The organism is Uruburuella testudinis, from assembly GCF_022870865.1.
In the GTDB taxonomy this organism is placed as follows: domain Bacteria; phylum Pseudomonadota; class Gammaproteobacteria; order Burkholderiales; family Neisseriaceae; genus Neisseria; species Neisseria testudinis.
Genome location: NZ_CP091508.1, coordinates 690,744 through 706,957, shown reverse-complemented (window position 1 = coordinate 706,957; position 16,214 = coordinate 690,744). Strand labels below are relative to the sequence as shown.

Here is a 16,214-nt window from a genome sequence, read left to right as displayed (position 1 = left end):
CTGCATACCGCCTATTTTCAGACGGCCTGAGGCCTTGATTTTGATGCATTCGCAACCATATCTGCCAAACCTAACCCGGAAAACACCCATGAGCCACACTTGTGAGCAAGCAGATGCAAACATGGCAGCGCCAAACCTAACCCGGAAAACACCCATGAGCCACACCGTTCACCTGCAATTTGAAGACATCGACAACGCCGTGCTGCAACGCCTCACCGGCGCGCTCGACAGCAATCTCGACACGCTGAGCAAAGCGCTGGATATCCAAATCAGCCGCCGCTTCGGCAATTTTACCTTTATGGGCGCACTGGCACATGCCGGCCGCAACGCCCTGCTCGCACTGGCCGCACAAGCCGAAAAAGGCGACTTGTCGGATAACGATATCCGCCTGGCCGCCGTAGAAGCCAAAACCGCCGATGCGCAATACGAAGCGCAAACACACGAACACCAATATTATTTCCGCACCAAGCGCGGCAGCATCGGCGGGCGCACACCGCGCCAAAACGGCTACATCCGCGCCCTGCTCAACCACGATGTAGTCTTCGGCCTGGGCCCGGCCGGCACCGGCAAAACCTATCTCGCCGTGGCCGCCGCCGTCGATGCGGTGGAAAAACACCAGGTAGAGCGCATCGTATTGGTGCGCCCCGCCGTAGAAGCCGGCGAAAAACTCGGCTTTCTGCCCGGCGATTTGGCACAAAAAGTCGACCCCTATCTGCGCCCGCTGTATGATGCGCTGTATGACCTGATGGGCTTCGACCGCGTCACCAAGCTGCTCGAAAAAGGCCTGATCGAAATCGCACCGCTGGCCTATATGCGCGGGCGCACACTCAACGGCGCTTACGTGATTCTCGATGAAGCCCAAAACACCACCCCCGAGCAGATGAAAATGTTTCTTACCCGCATCGGCTTCGGCGCCAAGGCCGTTATCACCGGCGACATCAGTCAGATAGATTTACCGCGCAACATCAAATCCGGCCTGAAAGACGCCAAAGAAAAACTCGCCGGCATTGAAGGGCTGTATTTCCATACCTTCACCAGCGAAGATGTGGTGCGCCACCCGCTGGTGCAGAAAATCGTCGAAGCCTACGATGCGGCCGATGAGCGCCACGAAAGCGAACAACACCTACCGAAAGCCGTCTGAAAAACCACTGCCGTCAGAGCATGCCGTTGATAAAAAACAGCTATCGTAGAATGAATCAAAAAGTGCTACGGTGTTGCCGCACCTTGCCGTAGCGGCTGCACGGTCTGCGGCTTACTGGCTGCACTTCTTTCTTCATTTCAAGATCAACGCCTGCCCGCCTCAAGGAACCGCCATGCTGCTCAATCTTTTCGTGTTTATCGTTGCGCTCCAGCACCTGTTGATTATGTGGCTGGAAATGACCGTGCCCTCGCCCCGTGCCGCCCGCGCTTTCAACATCAGCCCCGACAAGCTGCAACAAAAAGAAATCAAAACCTTATTTGTCAATCAGGGGCTGTATAACGGCTTTTTAGCCGCCGGCCTGTTGTGGAGCCTGTTTGCGCCGGCCGATTTAGCGCGGCCGCTGCAAGCGTTTTTCTTGGGCTGCGTCATCACCGCCGCCATCTTCGGGGCCGCCACTGCCAACAAAAAAATCCTGTGGATACAGGGCGGCCCGGCAATGGCAGCCTTTTTAGTGTGGCTGTTCAGCTAGGATTTCCTGCACAGGAAATACACTCACAATATCAACGCACCCCAAAACGAGGCCGTCTGAATGCCGCTCATTCGATTTTTTCAAACGGGCCTTTTCAGACGGCCTCAGATTTGGTTTGCACTCCTGCCGCCCCAACCACATCACTAAAACCGAAACCGCGCCCGCAGTAACCAAAAACAATCGTTCACATCAACACAAACAATCTCCGCCCCATCCCCCATGCCGTCTGAAAGCCTGATGTTTAAACGATAATCACTCTTCAAACAAGCTTGTACACGCCCACAAAGATTATGCCCGGGGGAGTTCCTATTTACACAAATTTAGTTTATGATAACTGCACTACTGCTCACTACATACGCAGTAAGCCACCAGAAGAAAAACCGTAAAAGGAACAAAGAGATGTTAGAAGCCTATCGTAAAGCCGCCGCAGAGCGCGAAGCCCTGGGCATTCCCGCCCTGCCCTTAACCGCACAACAAACCGCCGATTTGGTGGAGCTGCTCAAAAACCCGCCCGCCGGCGAAGCCGAATTTCTGGTCGAGCTTTTGGCGCACCGCGTGCCGCCCGGCGTAGACGATGCCTCCAAAGTCAAAGCCTCGTTTCTGGCCGCAGTGGCCGAAGGCAGCGCCCAAAGCCCTCTGATTTCGCCCGAAGAAGCCACCAAGCTTTTGGGCACCATGCTCGGCGGTTACAACATCCATCCGCTGATCGAGCTTTTAGACAACGACAAGCTCGCCCCCATCGCCGCCGAAGGCCTGAAACACACCCTGCTGATGTTCGATTCATTCCACGATGTGCAGGAAAAGGCTGAAAAAGGCAACCCGCACGCCAAAGAAATCCTGCAATCATGGGCCGATGCCGAATGGTTTACCGCCCGTGAAAAAGTGCCTGAAAAAATCACCGTTACCGTATTCAAAGTCGAAGGCGAAACCAATACCGATGATTTATCGCCCGCTCCCGATGCCTGGAGCCGCCCCGATATCCCGCTGCACGCGCTGGCCATGCTGAAAAACCCGCGCGACGGCATCACGCCCGACCAACCCGGCGAAATCGGCCCCATCAAACTTCTTGACGAATTGAAAGCCAAAGGCAATCTCGTGGCCTATGTCGGCGATGTGGTCGGCACCGGTTCGTCACGCAAATCCGCCACCAACTCCGTGATTTGGCACACCGGCCAAGACATCCCCTATGTGCCCAACAAGCGCTTCGGCGGTGTCTGCCTGGGTGGCAAAATCGCACCGATTTTCTTCAACACCCAAGAAGATTCCGGCGCCTTGCCGATTGAAGTTGACGTATCTGCACTCAATATGGGCGATGTGGTCGACATTCTGCCCTACGAAGGCAAAATCGTGAAAAACGGCGAAACCGTGGCCGAATTCGAGCTGAAATCACAAGTGCTGCTCGACGAAGTGCAAGCCGGCGGCCGCATCAACCTGATTATCGGCCGCGGCCTCACCGCCAAAGCCCGCGAGGCCTTGGGTTTGCCCGCCTCTACCGAATTCCGTCTGCCGCAAGCACCTGCCGAAAGCAATGCCGGCTTTTCACTGGCACAAAAAATGGTCGGCCGCGCCTGCGGTCTGCCCGAAGGCGAAGGCGTACGCCCCGGCACTTACTGCGAACCCAAAATGACCACCGTCGGCTCGCAAGACACCACCGGCCCGATGACCCGCGATGAATTAAAAGATCTCGCCTGCTTGGGTTTCTCCGCCGATTTGGTGATGCAGTCGTTCTGCCACACCGCCGCCTACCCGAAACCGGTAGACGTCAAAACCCACAAAGAATTGCCCGAATTCATCTCCACCCGCGCCGGCGTAGCTCTGCGCCCGGGTGACGGCGTGATTCACTCGTGGCTCAACCGCCTGCTGCTGCCCGATACCGTAGGCACCGGCGGCGACTCGCACACCCGTTTCCCCATCGGCATTTCCTTCCCGGCAGGCTCGGGGCTGGTTGCCTTTGCCGCCGCCACCGGCGTGATGCCGCTGGACATGCCCGAATCAGTATTGGTGCGCTTCAGCGGCAAGCTGCAACCGGGTGTGACCCTGCGCGATCTGGTCAACGCCATTCCGCTGTATGCCATCAAAGCAGGTTTGCTCACTGTGGCCAAAGCCGGCAAGAAAAACATCTTCTCCGGCCGTATTCTCGAAATCGAAGGCTTGCCCGATCTGAAAGTAGAACAGGCATTTGAATTGAGCGATGCCTCAGCCGAACGCTCGGCCGCAGGTTGCACCGTAAAACTCAACGAAGCGCCGATTATCGAATACATGAAATCCAATATCGTGTTGATGAAAAACATGATTGCCGACGGCTATAAAGACCCGCGCACACTCGAACGCCGCATTCAGGCCATGGAAAAATGGCTGGCAGACCCAAAACTGCTGGAAGCCGATGCCGATGCCGAATACGCCGCCGTGATCGAAATCAACATGGACGATATCAAAGAGCCGATCGTGGCCTGCCCGAACGACCCCGATGATGTGAAATTCATGTCGGAAGTGAGCGGCACCAAGATTGACGAAGTGTTTATCGGCTCATGCATGACCAACATCGGCCACTTCCGAGCCGCCGGCAAGCTGCTCGAAGGCAAATCGGATATTCCCGTGCGCCTGTGGGTGGCGCCGCCGACCAAAATGGATGCGCAACAGCTGACCGAAGAGGGCTACTACGGCATCCTCGGCCGCAGCGGCGCGCGCATGGAAATGCCCGGCTGCTCGCTGTGTATGGGCAACCAGGCACAAGTGCGCGAAGGCGCAACCGTGATGTCGACCTCCACCCGCAACTTCCCCAACCGCTTGGGCAAAAACACTTTTGTTTACCTCGGCTCGGCAGAGTTGGCGGCGATTTGCTCGAAATTGGGTAAAATCCCCACCGTTGAAGAATATCAGGCCAATATCGGTATCATCAACGAAAAAGGCGATGAAGTTTACCGCTACATGAACTTCAACGAAATCGACAGCTATAACGAAGTTGCCGACAAAGTAAACGTGTAATCCGATAATTTCAGACGGCCTTGATCTTGCTCAAAGGCCGTCTGAATCATCAATACTGTGATACAAACACCCTGCCTGTGCGGGGTGTTTCTTTTTACCATCAAAGGCCGTCTGAAAACATGATGTTTTCAGACGGCCTTTATCATATCAACTTCAACGGCTTACACCCATTCACAAAAGCAAGCTGACAAAGCGGCAAGCCGAAGACAGTACAGTTAGTACGGCAAGGCGAGCCAACGCTGTTAGGTTATTTTTGTGAATGGGTATTAATGCGTTAAAAAGCTTCCGGCAAAATATCGGCCGGCACATCCTGATAACATACTGGGCGTAAAAACCGGTCGATGGCAGTGGCGCCTACCGATGTGCTGCGGCTGTCGCTCGTGGCCGGAAAAGGGCCGCCGTGCACCATTGCACCGCACACTTCAACCCCGGTGCCAAACCCGTTGAACACAATCCGCCCCGCTTTGCGTTCCAACTGTGACAACAACGATTTGAGCTGCCCGACATCATCATCGGCGGTGGCGTGAACGGCAGCGGTAAGCTGCCCCTCCAGCTGCTCGGTCAACATCTGCATTTGTGCAAAATCACGGCAACACACAATCACGGCGGCGGAACCGAATACTTCCTGCCTTAACGCCTCATTTCCGGCAAACACATCGCCCTCAACAACAAACAAACGCGCACGGCATGAATGAATGCCGCCGGAAGCTTCCCCGGCAGCCAGCAATTGTGCGTGCGCTGCCAGATTTTGGATGCCTTGCTCAAACGCCCGGGCGATAGCCGGAGTCAGCATAGTTTGCGCCGTTTGCACTGCCAAAGCTGCCCGGGCGGCAGCTGTAAAGGCATCAAAGCCCGCTCCTGCCGCGGCAAACACCACACCCGGGCTGGTGCAAAACTGCCCGGCGCCCATCGTCATAGCCGCCACCAAAGCACGGCCAAGCGCTTCTGCCTGCGTGGCCAAGGCATCAGGCATCAGATAAACCGGATTAATGCTGCTCATTTCCGCATAAACCGGAATCGGTTCAGGCCGGGCTTGGGCAAGCTTCAACAAAGCCAGGCCGCCGGCGCGGGAGCCGGTAAAACCCACCGCCTTAATATGCGGATGACCGACCAGTTTCTCCCCAATCCGATTGCCTTCGCCATACAGCAAAGCAAACACGCCCTCAGGCATGCCGCACCGTTGTGCCGCGCGCTGCACCGCCCGACCCACATATTCCGATGTGCCCGGATGGGCGTTATGCGCCTTCACCACCACCGGGCAGCCTGCCGCCAGCGCACTGGCGGTATCGCCGCCGGCCACAGAAAACGCCAGAGGAAAGTTGCTGGCGCCAAACACCGCCACCGGCCCCAGCCCGATTTTGCGGTAGCGGATATCAGGCCGGGGTGGCTGCCGTTGCGGCATGGCTTCATCTCGCCTGATGTCCCGATATGCCCCCTGCCGCACCACGGCGGCAAACAGGCGCAACTGATTGCAGGTGCGGGCACACTCGCCCTGCAAACGCGCATGCGGCAAGGCGGTTTCCTGCATCGCACGCTGAATAATGGCTTCGCTGTCGGCTTCGATTTCAGCGGCAATGCTGTCGAGAAACTGTGCCCGGGCCGCATCCGACAGCTCGCGGTATTGCAGAAAAGCGGTTTGAGCCAAATCCAATGCCCGATCAAAATCCGCATCCGATACTTCGTGATACACCGGCGCCAAACGCTCATCCGTGGCCGGATCAACCGCCTGAATGCCGGCACCTTTGCCGGCAACTGCTTGGTAGCCAATCAGATTTTTCGCTTCGAGTGACATAAGAACTCCTTGTGGGTGAATTCTGCTGTCCGACAAAGCTACTTTTTGGTCAAAACCTGATGCAGGCCCTGCCAGACATGGTTTAAATGGCCGGTCAATAAAACTTCCGCCTGTTCGAAACGGCCGGCACGGGTAAGGTCGATTAAGGCCTCATGTTCCACCAGCGATTGCTGCAAAGCGCTCTCGGTGCTGAGCTGGAGGCGGGTATAACGCTCTGAAGTTTGCAGCAGCGCCGCCACAATCTGTTGTGTTTTAGGCAGCGCCGCTTCGGCATACAGCGCCATGTGCAGCTCGGCATTCAGCGGCCCCAGCTGCGCACGCTCATTGTGTTCGATGGCATGGCGGTAGCGGCGGTTGACTTCTGCCGCCACATCGATGGCCGCCGAGTTCAATTGCGGTGCGGAAACGCGGTATAGCCGCGGCTCCAGCAAAATTCGCAGTTCAAAAACATCATTCACTTCTTGCAATGACAAACCGGTTACTACAGCACCTTTACGCGGAACAATGCTCACCAGCCCTTCGGCCTCCAATTGCAGCAAAGCCTCCCGCACCGGAATCCGGCTCACACCGTGTTTGTCGGCCAACGCATCCTGACGCAGCTGCGTATCGGGCGGATAGATGCCGTCGAGAATATCCTGGCGGATGCTGTCGACCAGCTGCTCGGTTAAAGAAAGCGGTTTCATATCAATCCTAATCATCATTTTTTCAGAATGATACGTTATCTCGCCGCGCCATGAAATTTATTCTTGACTTGTATAATGTATACAATATACACTAATTCAAACCACCACTCAACCGCTTTCATCCAACCTTGCAGGAGAAACAGTATGAACACCACCTGGCACGGCGTTTTCCCGGCCGCCACCACCCAATTCAATGCCGATTATTCGATTCATTACGCCGCCACCCAAAAAGTGCAGGACGCTTTAATCAACGACGGTGTTAACGGGCTGATTATTTTAGGCACTTGCGGAGAAAACAATTCGCTCTTGCCCGAAGAAAAACGGCGTGTTTTGCAAGGTGCGGTAGAAACCGCCCGCGGGCGCGTGCCGGTTGTAACCGGTGTTTCCGAGCTGGATACCGCCAGAGCGGTCGAATATGCCCGCGATGCCGAAAAAATCGGTGCAGACGGCCTGATGCTGCTGCCGGCCATGGTCTATGTGCCCACCGAAGATGAGTTGGTTGCCCATTTCAAAGCAGTGGCTTCGGCCACATCGTTGCCGGTGATGCTGTATAACAACCCGCCGGCTTACCGTGTCGGCATCACTTCGGGCGTGCTGCATCAATTGAAAGATGTAGAAAATATTGTTGCCATTAAAGAAAGCGCCCCCGACAGCCGCCGCTTTACCGATTTGATCAATGAATTCGGCGATCGTTATGAAATCTTTGCCGGCCTGGACGATGTGGCGCTGGAAGGTTTGATACTCGGTGCAAAAGGCTGGATTTCCGGCCTTACCTCCGCCTTTCCCGAAGAATCGGTCGGTCTGGTGGCCGCATTCGAACGAGGCGATTTGGCAACGGCACTGAAAATCTACCGCTGGTTTATGCCGCTGCTGCATTTGGATGCGGCACACGATTTGGTGCAATCGATTAAGCTGGCAGAAACCATTATGGGCAGAGGCACCGAAACCGTGCGTATGCCGCGTATGCCGCTGACCGGCGCACGGCGCGCCGAAGTAACCGCCATGGTGGAGCAATGCGCCGCCACCCGCCCGACTTTGCCATAATCGAGCCCGGTCATTCTGCCCGCTTCGAGCTCAGGCAGGCCAACGCCGTTAGATTATTTTTTTGAATGGGCATTATTTTACGCACGGGTTAGTAGGAGGCAGTATGAACGATCAGGTTTACCTCTCTTTTGATGCGTTACACCATTTGGTCAGCGCGGCGCTTAGCGGCGGCGGTTTGTCTGCCCGTCATGCCGATGCGGTTGCCCGTGTCATTGTGAAGGCCGAACGCGACCAATGCCGTTCGCACGGGCTCTACCGTATTGCCGGGGTATTGAAAACCTTGCAGGGCGGCGTGGCCGAAGCAGAAGCTGTGCCTGAAATCAGCCACAGCGATGACAAACCGATTATCAAGGTCAACGCCCGCGGCGGTTTTTCGCCTTTGGCATTTGAATGCGGTGCGCCGTTGCTGGCCGAAAAGGCCGGGCGCTTCGGCATTGCCGCCATGGCCATTAACGACTGCGTACACTTTTCTGCGCTGTGGCCCGAAGTCGAGCAATTGGCCGAAGCCGGTGTGGCCGCCCTGGCCATGTGCCCGAGCAATGCTTATGTTGCGCCCGCCGGCGGTATCCGCAAGCTGCTCGGCACCAACCCGCTGGCTTTTGCCTGGCCGTGTACCGGCGGCCTGCCCTATGTATTCGACTTTGCCACATCGGTGGCAGCACGCGGCGAAGTGGAGCTGCACCGGCTCGACAACACCCCGCTGCCGCAAGGTTGGGCTATTGATGCCGAAGGCCGCCCCACCACCGACCCGGCCGCGGCATTAGACGGCGCACTGCTCACTTTCGGCGCCCACAAAGGCTCGGCGGTTGCCACCATGATTGAGTTGCTGGCCGGCGTGCTGATCGGCGATTTGCTGAGCATAGAAAGCTCGGCGCTCGACAACGGCCGCCTGCTGGCACCGCGGCACGGCGAATTGCTGATTGCGTTTGCGCCGGATGCCTTCGGTGCCGCTTCGCCCGCCGCACACACGCAGAAGCTGCTGGCCGAATTTACGGCACAAGGCGCCCGGCTGCCCTCGCAGCGCCGCTATGCCGCCCGGGCGCAATCATTGAGCCGCGGCATCGGCATCAGCCGCGAAAACCTGGCCAAACTCCAACAAATGAGCTCGGGCCTGATGCCGACCGAACTGCACTAATCTGCTTTCCACAGTCACACTTTCTCACAGGAACCGCCCATGTCCAACCGCTATCATGCCGTGAAAATCATCGACTCCCACACCGCCGGCGAGCCCACCCGTATGGTGTACCAAGGCTTTCCCGACCTAGGCGGCGGCACCATGGCAGAACGCCTGCATATTTTGAAAACCCGACACGACGCCTGGCGCAAAGCCGTTATCTTGGAACCGCGCGGCAATGATATCTTGGTTGGCGCATTGTTGTGCAAACCGCAAAACCCCGCCCACACTTGCGGTGTGATTTTCTTCAACAACAGCGGCTATTTAGGCATGTGCGGCCACGGCACCATCGGCCTGCTCGCCTCACTGGCCTATCTGGGCGCCATCAGCGCAGGCAAACACATCATTGAAACACCGGTCGGCGATATCCAAACCACATTGCACGAAGACGGCAGCGTCAGCCTGCAAAATGTGCACGCTTACCGTTATCAAAAAGCCGTTGCCGTCGACGTGCCCGGCATAGGCCGTCTGAAAGGCGACATTGCCTGGGGCGGCAACTGGTTTTTTTTGGTTAACGAGCATCAAGAGCGCCTGAGCGCCGACAACACCGCACGCCTCACCCACGTCACACAAGCCATTATGCAGGCGCTGCAAGCACAAGGCATCTGCGGTGAACGCGGTGCACCCATCGACCATATCGAGCTTTTCGCCGAAACAGCGCATGCCGACAGCCGCAATTTCGTGCTGTGCCCCGGCGGCGCTTACGACCGTTCGCCCTGCGGCACCGGCACCAGCGCCAAACTCGCCTGCCTGGCTGCCGACGGCCGCTTGCCGCCCGACACGGTTTGGCAGCAGGAAAGCATTATCGGCAGCCGCTTTCAAGCCTGGTATACCCACGCTGCCGATGCTTGCAGCATTTTGCCGAACATACGCGGCCAAGCGTGGGTCTGCGCCGAAAATACTTTGCTGATTGATGAACAAGACCCTTTTAAATGGGGTATTTCCTGATATTCAGGCCGTCTGAAAGGCAATTGATATGAACGCACCCACCATCGTTATCGGCGCCGGCATCATCGGCCTGAGCATTGCCGCCACCTTGCGCAAACGGGGTGCACCGGTGTTGCTGCTGGATGCCGGCGCAGTGTGCGGCGGCGCATCTTGGGGCAATGCCGGCCACATTGCCACCGAACAAGTTTACCCGGTGGCCGATCCTAGCCTGTTGAAAAAACTGCCGGCCATGCTGCTTAACCCGCTCGGCCCGCTGCGGCTGGATTGGCGCTATCTGCCCAAGCTGCTGCCGTGGGCATGGCATGCTGTCCTCAATATGCGGCCGCAGCATTTTCAAAAAAACCATCAAGCCCTGCTCGCCCTCAACAGCCGCTGCCTGGCCGATTGGCAGCAGTTTGCCCGTGAATGGCGGCTCGCACCGTGGCTGCAAATACAAGGCTCGTTGCTGGTCTGCGAACAGGACGCAACTGCCGATGCGCTGCAAAAGCACGGCCGCACCCTGAATGCCCTGGGAGTGGAAAACCAATGGCTGTCTGCCGAAGCGCTGCATGAACGCGAGCCGGGATTAGCAGCCAACCAATCGGGCGGACTTTTTTATCCGCACACCGGCCACATCGTCAACCTCGATGCGCTCACCCAAACATTGAAAACAGCCTTTACCGGTATGGGCGGCCGCCTACAGGAATATTGCACGGTGTATCAGGCTCATATCAACGCCGACGGCGGCCTGACCCTGCTCACCGGCCAAGGCATGATGCAGGCGGCCAAAGTGGTGTTGGCGGCCGGTGCGTTTTCCAAAACGCTGGCCCAACAACTGACCGGCATTAATGTGCCGCTCGACACCGAACGCGGCTACCACCTGATGCTGCCGGCAGAGCAAGGCCGTCTGAAGATACCGGTTTCCAGCGCCGACCGCCGCTTCATCATGACCCCGATGACAAACGGGCTGCGGCTGGCCGGCACAGTGGAATACGCAGGGCTGCGCGCGCCGCCCAATATGGCCAGAGCCCGCAAGCTGCTGCCGCTGGCCGAAGGCATGCTGGCGCAACCGCTCGATGCCGACGGCGCTTCCGAATGGATGGGATGCCGCCCGACAACGGCCGACAGCCTGCCGGTGATTGACCGCAGCGGTAATGTTTTGCTGGCTTTCGGCCACCAGCATTTGGGGCTCACACAAGCCGCCACCACGGCAGCCGCCATCGCCGCACTTTATTTTGACGAGCCCCCGCCACACGATTTGCGCCCTTTCCGGCTCAACCGCTTTGCCGGATAAAACCCAGCCGTAACCAGTAACCATAAGCCGGCAAGGCAAAACAACGGTCAGGCTGTTTTTATCAATGAAGCATCAACCATCAATATTTCTTTCAGACGGCCTTTGATATCCATAAATGATGCCGCCTGAAAACAAACATTATCCGACAGCAACACAACCAGGGCATTCTGACCATTTGATTGACGGGGCTTTTTGCCACCCAAAACGCACCCGTCAATCAAATGGTCAGGACACCCCGGCACTTTCCCTTCCACACCACATCTATAAAGGAAACAGCCATGGAAAAATGGGTTAACGGCCTGGCCAATTTAATCTGGAGTGATGCCTTGGTCTATTTGGCATTGGGCGTCGGTTTGTATTTCACCGTAGTTACCCGCGGCGTGCAATTCCGCTATCTGGCAGAAATGCTGCGCCTGCTGAAAGAAAATAAAGCTTCTGAAGCCGGCATTTCTTCTTTTCAGGCATTCTGCATCTCATTGTCGGGGCGTGTCGGCGTGGGCAACATTGCCGGCGTCGCCACCGCCATTGCCGCGGGCGGGCCCGGCGCGGTGTTTTGGATGAATGTGATGGCGCTGCTGGGCGGCGCCAGTGCCTTTGTCGAATCAACGCTGGCGCAGGTCTATAAAGAACGCGTGGGTAACCAATACCGCGGCGGCGGCCCGTGGTATATCGAACGCGGTTTGAAAATGAAGCTATTTGCCGTTGTGGTGGCGCTGGTCGTTACCCTCTCTTACGGCCTGCTGGTGCCCGGCGTACAGGCCAACACCATTGCCAATTCGTTTCAAAGCGCTTTCGGCCTCAAGCCGGCGGTCTCCGGCCTGATTATCCTGATACCGCTGGCGCTGATTATTTTCGGCGGCATCAAACGCATCGCCAATGTGGCCGATATTATCGTGCCCTTTATGGCGTTGGCCTATATCGCCATGATGCTGATTATTCTGCTGGCCCATCTGCCGGCATTGCCGGGCATGTTTGCGCTGATCATGAAAAGCGCATTCGGCATCGATGCCGTATTCGGCGGCATGGCGGGCTATGCCATTTCTTGGGGGGTGCGCCGCGCCGTGTTTTCCAATGTGGCCGGGGCCGGCGAAGGCACCTACAGCTCGGCCGCCGCCGAAGTTTCCCACCCTGCCAAACAGGGGCTGGTGCAAGCTTTTTCAGTGTATATCGACACCGTTTTGGTGTGCACCGCTACGGCGCTGATGATTCTCTCCACCAATATGTATAACGTGATTCCGCCCAATGCTGCGGCGCCCCTGGTCGAACACCTGCCCGGCGTTGCTGCGGGCGCCGCCTTCACCCAAGCGGCCATCGGCACCGTGTTTCCCGCCATCGGCCCGGGGTTTGTGGCCGTGGCCATCTTTTTCTTCGCCTTCACCTGCCTGATGGCTTATTACTATATCGCCGAAACCACGCTGGTTTACCTGCAAGAAAAGCTCGGCCTGCCGGGCAAACCGTGGTTTCTGAAAATCGTTTTCCTAATCATCGTCTATTTCGGCAGCATCCAAACCGCCAATATTATGTGGGGGCTGGGCGATATCGGCTTCGGCGCCATGTGTTATCTCAATCTGGTGGTGATTCTGCTGCTCACCAAACCGGCGGCTAAAGTGCTGCGTGATTACGAACGCCAAAAGCAGGCCGGTCGCGACCCTGTATTCGACCCGCACAGCTGCGGCATCGACAACGCCGATTTTTGGGTGGAATACAATCGCCGCCACAAACGCTGAGCCGATAACCGTTCCACATTACCGGCTTTCACTTTCTCGCACGTGTGCACCAAGAGATGATTTCACCCACGAAAGCGCCGCTGCGTATGCAGACACTGCCTTCGGCCCGCCCCTCAGTATGAGGACGTGAAAGCCATCAAAAGCAAAAGCCCGACATAAACTGCCGGGCTTTTACTGTTATCGGTATTTTAATCAGGCCATACTACACGCGGCGGCTTTTAAACCACGCCCCCCACACCAACAGCAACACAAAACCGAAATACAACACGCTCCACACCGGCAGCGGCACTCCGAGAAAATAATCGGGCACGGCGCAATCGCCGAAACCGCGCACCACCGGCTCCCACACATCAAACAGCGGCCAATCGCGCAAACGGAAAGTCCACGGCGCACCGCAGGCAGGCGCCGTGCCCGGCGGCAGACTTTGCAGCCACAGCTGATACACCGCCACCCCCGCACCATAAAGCGCCGGCACGCTCACCCAACAAGCCCCGGCCAAACGCACCGCTTTGCTGCGCTGTGCAGAAAACGCCGCCAACAACGCCGCCAAACCCACCGCCAACACCGACACCCGCTGCAAAATACACAACACACAGGGGTTCAGCCCCAAGACATATTGCGAAAAAAACGAGCCGGCGGCCGCCAAAACAGAAAGTACAACAATACCCCACAGGGTTTTACGGAATAAATTCATAATCAGATGTTTTCAGACGGCCTCATCCATCTATCAAGGCCGTCTGAAATAAAATAACAATGATGGGAGATGATGCAGTATAAAACGCTTCAGCTGCCGTTGCCAGCGCTTTTAGGGGAAAAGATGGCTTCGGGCAAATCAATAATCAAGTGATAATGCCCCCATCCCCGCCCGCTCCAAAGCCGAGAGCAAAAATCCCGCGCCAACGATATCAGGAAACCTCAGGCCGTCTGAAACTGCATTTTCACCGTTTCAGACGGCCTTAATCATCCCATCCCCCCAAAATATTCACGCTGCCGTTATTTTGCAGGCTTACCACACTTTGGTATTTTCTTTATACAATTTAAATCAAACTATTTGATAACGATTAGCGATTATGATATCTTGCGCAAACTTTACATTTAAAAACGTTTTACTCCATAAACAATAAAACTCTATGCATTCCCTCACAAAATCAGTATTCATTTTTGCACTTTCAAGCCAAGCCGGCGCAGCTTTCGCCCATGATGGCGATGCCGAGCTTATCCGCAACCAACAACGGCAACAGCAGCTGGATGCACAACTCACCCCCGCGGTTGATGTCCGTTTAGACCGGCAGGCCGCAGCGCAGCCCGCATGGCAGCCGGGCGAAGCCGAACACCCCTGTATGGCCGTTGATGAAATCGTGCTGAGCGGCGATCAGCACACAACGTTTTCTTTTATTGTGCCCAAGCTGATGAAGCAATCCGGCTTTCAGCCGGGCATGTGTATCGGCAGCAACGGCATGCAGCAGCTGCAAACGCTGGCGCAAAATATCGCTATCAGCCAAGGCTTTATCACCACCCGAGTCTATATTGCCCCACAAGATCTCAACGCCGGCCGCCTGACCTTTACCGTGCAGCCGGGGCGCACCGGCAATATCCGTTATGAAGAAAACAACGGCCGCCCCGAGCACAGCGGCCGTATTTCCGCGTTTGCCAACAAATTTCCCAATGCGCAGGGCGATATTTTGAATTTGCGCGATTTGGAGCAAGGGCTGGAAAACCTGCGCCGTCTGCCAAGCGTTGCCGCCGATATCCGCATCGAGCCGGGCGAACAAGAAGGCCGCAGCGATATTATCGTGCGCTGGCAGCAAGAGCGGCCGTTTCGCTTCGATATCGGCATCAATGATTCGGGCAGCAAAACCACCGGCAAATATCAAGGCTATGCCGCACTTTCGATCGACAACCCTTTAGGCCTGAGCGATTTGCTGTATTTGAGCTACAACCATGATTTGGGTCGCCACAAAGCCAGCTACACCGACCGGGACGGCATCAAAACCGACAGCGGCACCCGCGGCTACAGCCTGCATTATTCAGTGCCTGCCGCCAACTGGCTGTGGGCCTGGAACCACAGCGGCTACCGCTATCACGAGGCCACCGAAGGCATCAACAGCCATATCGATTACAACGGCAAAAGCTACAGCAGCAGCATCAGCGCCGGCCGGGTGCTGTTTCGCAACGCCCGCCACAAAACCACCGCCACCGCCAAACTGTGGCGCCGGCAAACCCGCAAATACTACGACAACAACGAAATAGAAGTACAACGCCGCCAAACCGCCGGTTGGGCCGCGGAGCTCAGCCACCGCACCCGGCTCGGGCGGGCAGACATTCACGGCATCTTGGCCTACAAACGCGGCACCGGCATGCAGGGCAGCCTGAAAGCACCGGAAGAATTCAATGACGACAACGACACCATACCCGGCACATCGCGCATGAAAATCCTCACCGCCTCGCTGAGCGCCGGCATGCCGTTCGGTATTGGTAAGCAAGTTTTTTCATACGACACCGAAATTTACGCCCAATGGAATAAATCGCCGCTAGTATCGCAAGACCGCCTGAGCATCGGCGGCCGTTATACCGTGCGCGGCTTTGACGGCGAACAAAACCTCAGCGGCGAGCGCGGCTGGTTTTGGCAAAACAACCTCAACTGGCATTACCTGCCCGAACACCAACTGTATACCGGCTTGGATTACGGCCGCGTGTCCGGCCTCAGCACACAAGGCCTGCCCACACAGAAACTTGCCGGCGCCGTTATCGGCTTAAAAGGCACACAACGCTTGGGCGGCGTGTGGAGCTACAACGTATTTGCCGGCAAGCCCCTCAGCAAACCGGCGCATTTAAAAACAGCCGCTACCACTTACGGCTTCAACCTTAACTACAACTTCTAACCATAACCTGCGGCGTTCTGAAAACATAGTTTCAGA

13 protein-coding genes are annotated in these 16,214 nt (G+C 56.7%); 9 read left to right on the top strand and 4 right to left on the bottom strand.

Annotated features, from left to right (window positions below):
• Positions 1-154 precede the first annotated feature (154 nt).
• The 3 genes from LVJ83_RS03180 to acnB all read left to right on the top strand — a co-directional run bounded on the left by LVJ83_RS03180 (position 155) and on the right by acnB (position 4,655).
• On the top strand, positions 155-1,141 hold the full coding sequence (locus tag LVJ83_RS03180) for a PhoH family protein (RefSeq protein ID WP_244786237.1): 987 nt from the start codon (positions 155-157) through the stop codon (positions 1,139-1,141).
• A gap of 172 nt (positions 1,142-1,313) precedes the next feature.
• Positions 1,314-1,670 (top strand): DUF1304 domain-containing protein, encoded by a 357-nt coding sequence (locus LVJ83_RS03175; RefSeq protein WP_244786236.1) that lies wholly within the window; start codon positions 1,314-1,316, stop codon positions 1,668-1,670.
• A gap of 399 nt (positions 1,671-2,069) precedes the next feature.
• Positions 2,070-4,655, top strand: a complete 2,586-nt coding sequence (gene acnB / locus LVJ83_RS03170; protein ID WP_244786233.1) for a bifunctional aconitate hydratase 2/2-methylisocitrate dehydratase — start codon at positions 2,070-2,072, stop codon at positions 4,653-4,655.
• Positions 4,656-4,929: 274 nt separating this feature from the next.
• Here acnB and LVJ83_RS03165 read toward each other — a convergent pair whose 3' ends face one another.
• The gene (locus LVJ83_RS03165; protein ID WP_244786231.1) at positions 4,930-6,447 is read right to left on the bottom strand and encodes an aldehyde dehydrogenase (NADP(+)); all 1,518 of its coding nucleotides are present in this window, start codon (positions 6,445-6,447) and stop codon (positions 4,930-4,932) included.
• A gap of 38 nt (positions 6,448-6,485) precedes the next feature.
• Entirely contained in the window at positions 6,486-7,130 is a 645-nt protein-coding gene (locus LVJ83_RS03160) for a GntR family transcriptional regulator (protein WP_244786229.1), read from the bottom strand.
• 144 nt (positions 7,131-7,274) lie between these two features.
• Between LVJ83_RS03160 and LVJ83_RS03155 the strand changes: the two genes are divergently transcribed.
• From LVJ83_RS03155 to LVJ83_RS03140, 4 genes are all read left to right on the top strand, one after another.
• Positions 7,275-8,174, top strand: a complete 900-nt coding sequence (locus LVJ83_RS03155; protein ID WP_244786227.1) for a dihydrodipicolinate synthase family protein — start codon at positions 7,275-7,277, stop codon at positions 8,172-8,174.
• A 103-nt stretch (positions 8,175-8,277) separates the two neighbouring features.
• Complete coding sequence (locus LVJ83_RS03150; RefSeq protein ID WP_244786225.1) at positions 8,278-9,309, top strand: Ldh family oxidoreductase; 1,032 nt, start codon at positions 8,278-8,280, stop codon at positions 9,307-9,309.
• 39 nt (positions 9,310-9,348) lie between these two features.
• Complete coding sequence (locus tag LVJ83_RS03145; RefSeq protein WP_244786223.1) at positions 9,349-10,296, top strand: 4-hydroxyproline epimerase; 948 nt, start codon at positions 9,349-9,351, stop codon at positions 10,294-10,296.
• Between the two features lie 28 nt (positions 10,297-10,324).
• Complete coding sequence (locus LVJ83_RS03140) at positions 10,325-11,569, top strand: NAD(P)/FAD-dependent oxidoreductase (RefSeq protein ID WP_244786221.1); 1,245 nt, start codon at positions 10,325-10,327, stop codon at positions 11,567-11,569.
• Between the two features lie 47 nt (positions 11,570-11,616).
• Here LVJ83_RS03140 and LVJ83_RS03135 read toward each other — a convergent pair whose 3' ends face one another.
• On the bottom strand, positions 11,617-11,823 hold the full coding sequence (locus LVJ83_RS03135) for a hypothetical protein (protein ID WP_244786219.1): 207 nt from the start codon (positions 11,821-11,823) through the stop codon (positions 11,617-11,619).
• Between the two features lie 24 nt (positions 11,824-11,847).
• On the opposite strand from LVJ83_RS03135, the gene LVJ83_RS03130 reads away from it, so the two are divergent.
• Positions 11,848-13,296 (top strand): alanine/glycine:cation symporter family protein, encoded by a 1,449-nt coding sequence (locus tag LVJ83_RS03130; RefSeq protein ID WP_244786217.1) that lies wholly within the window; start codon positions 11,848-11,850, stop codon positions 13,294-13,296.
• 202 nt (positions 13,297-13,498) lie between these two features.
• On the opposite strand, the gene LVJ83_RS03125 is transcribed toward LVJ83_RS03130, so the two are convergent.
• Positions 13,499-13,990, bottom strand: coding sequence for a disulfide bond formation protein B (locus LVJ83_RS03125; protein WP_244786215.1), 492 nt, complete (start codon positions 13,988-13,990; stop codon positions 13,499-13,501).
• A gap of 436 nt (positions 13,991-14,426) precedes the next feature.
• On the opposite strand from LVJ83_RS03125, the gene LVJ83_RS03120 reads away from it, so the two are divergent.
• Positions 14,427-16,178 (top strand): ShlB/FhaC/HecB family hemolysin secretion/activation protein, encoded by a 1,752-nt coding sequence (locus LVJ83_RS03120; RefSeq protein WP_244786213.1) that lies wholly within the window; start codon positions 14,427-14,429, stop codon positions 16,176-16,178.
• The last annotated feature ends 36 nt before the right edge of the window (positions 16,179-16,214 follow it).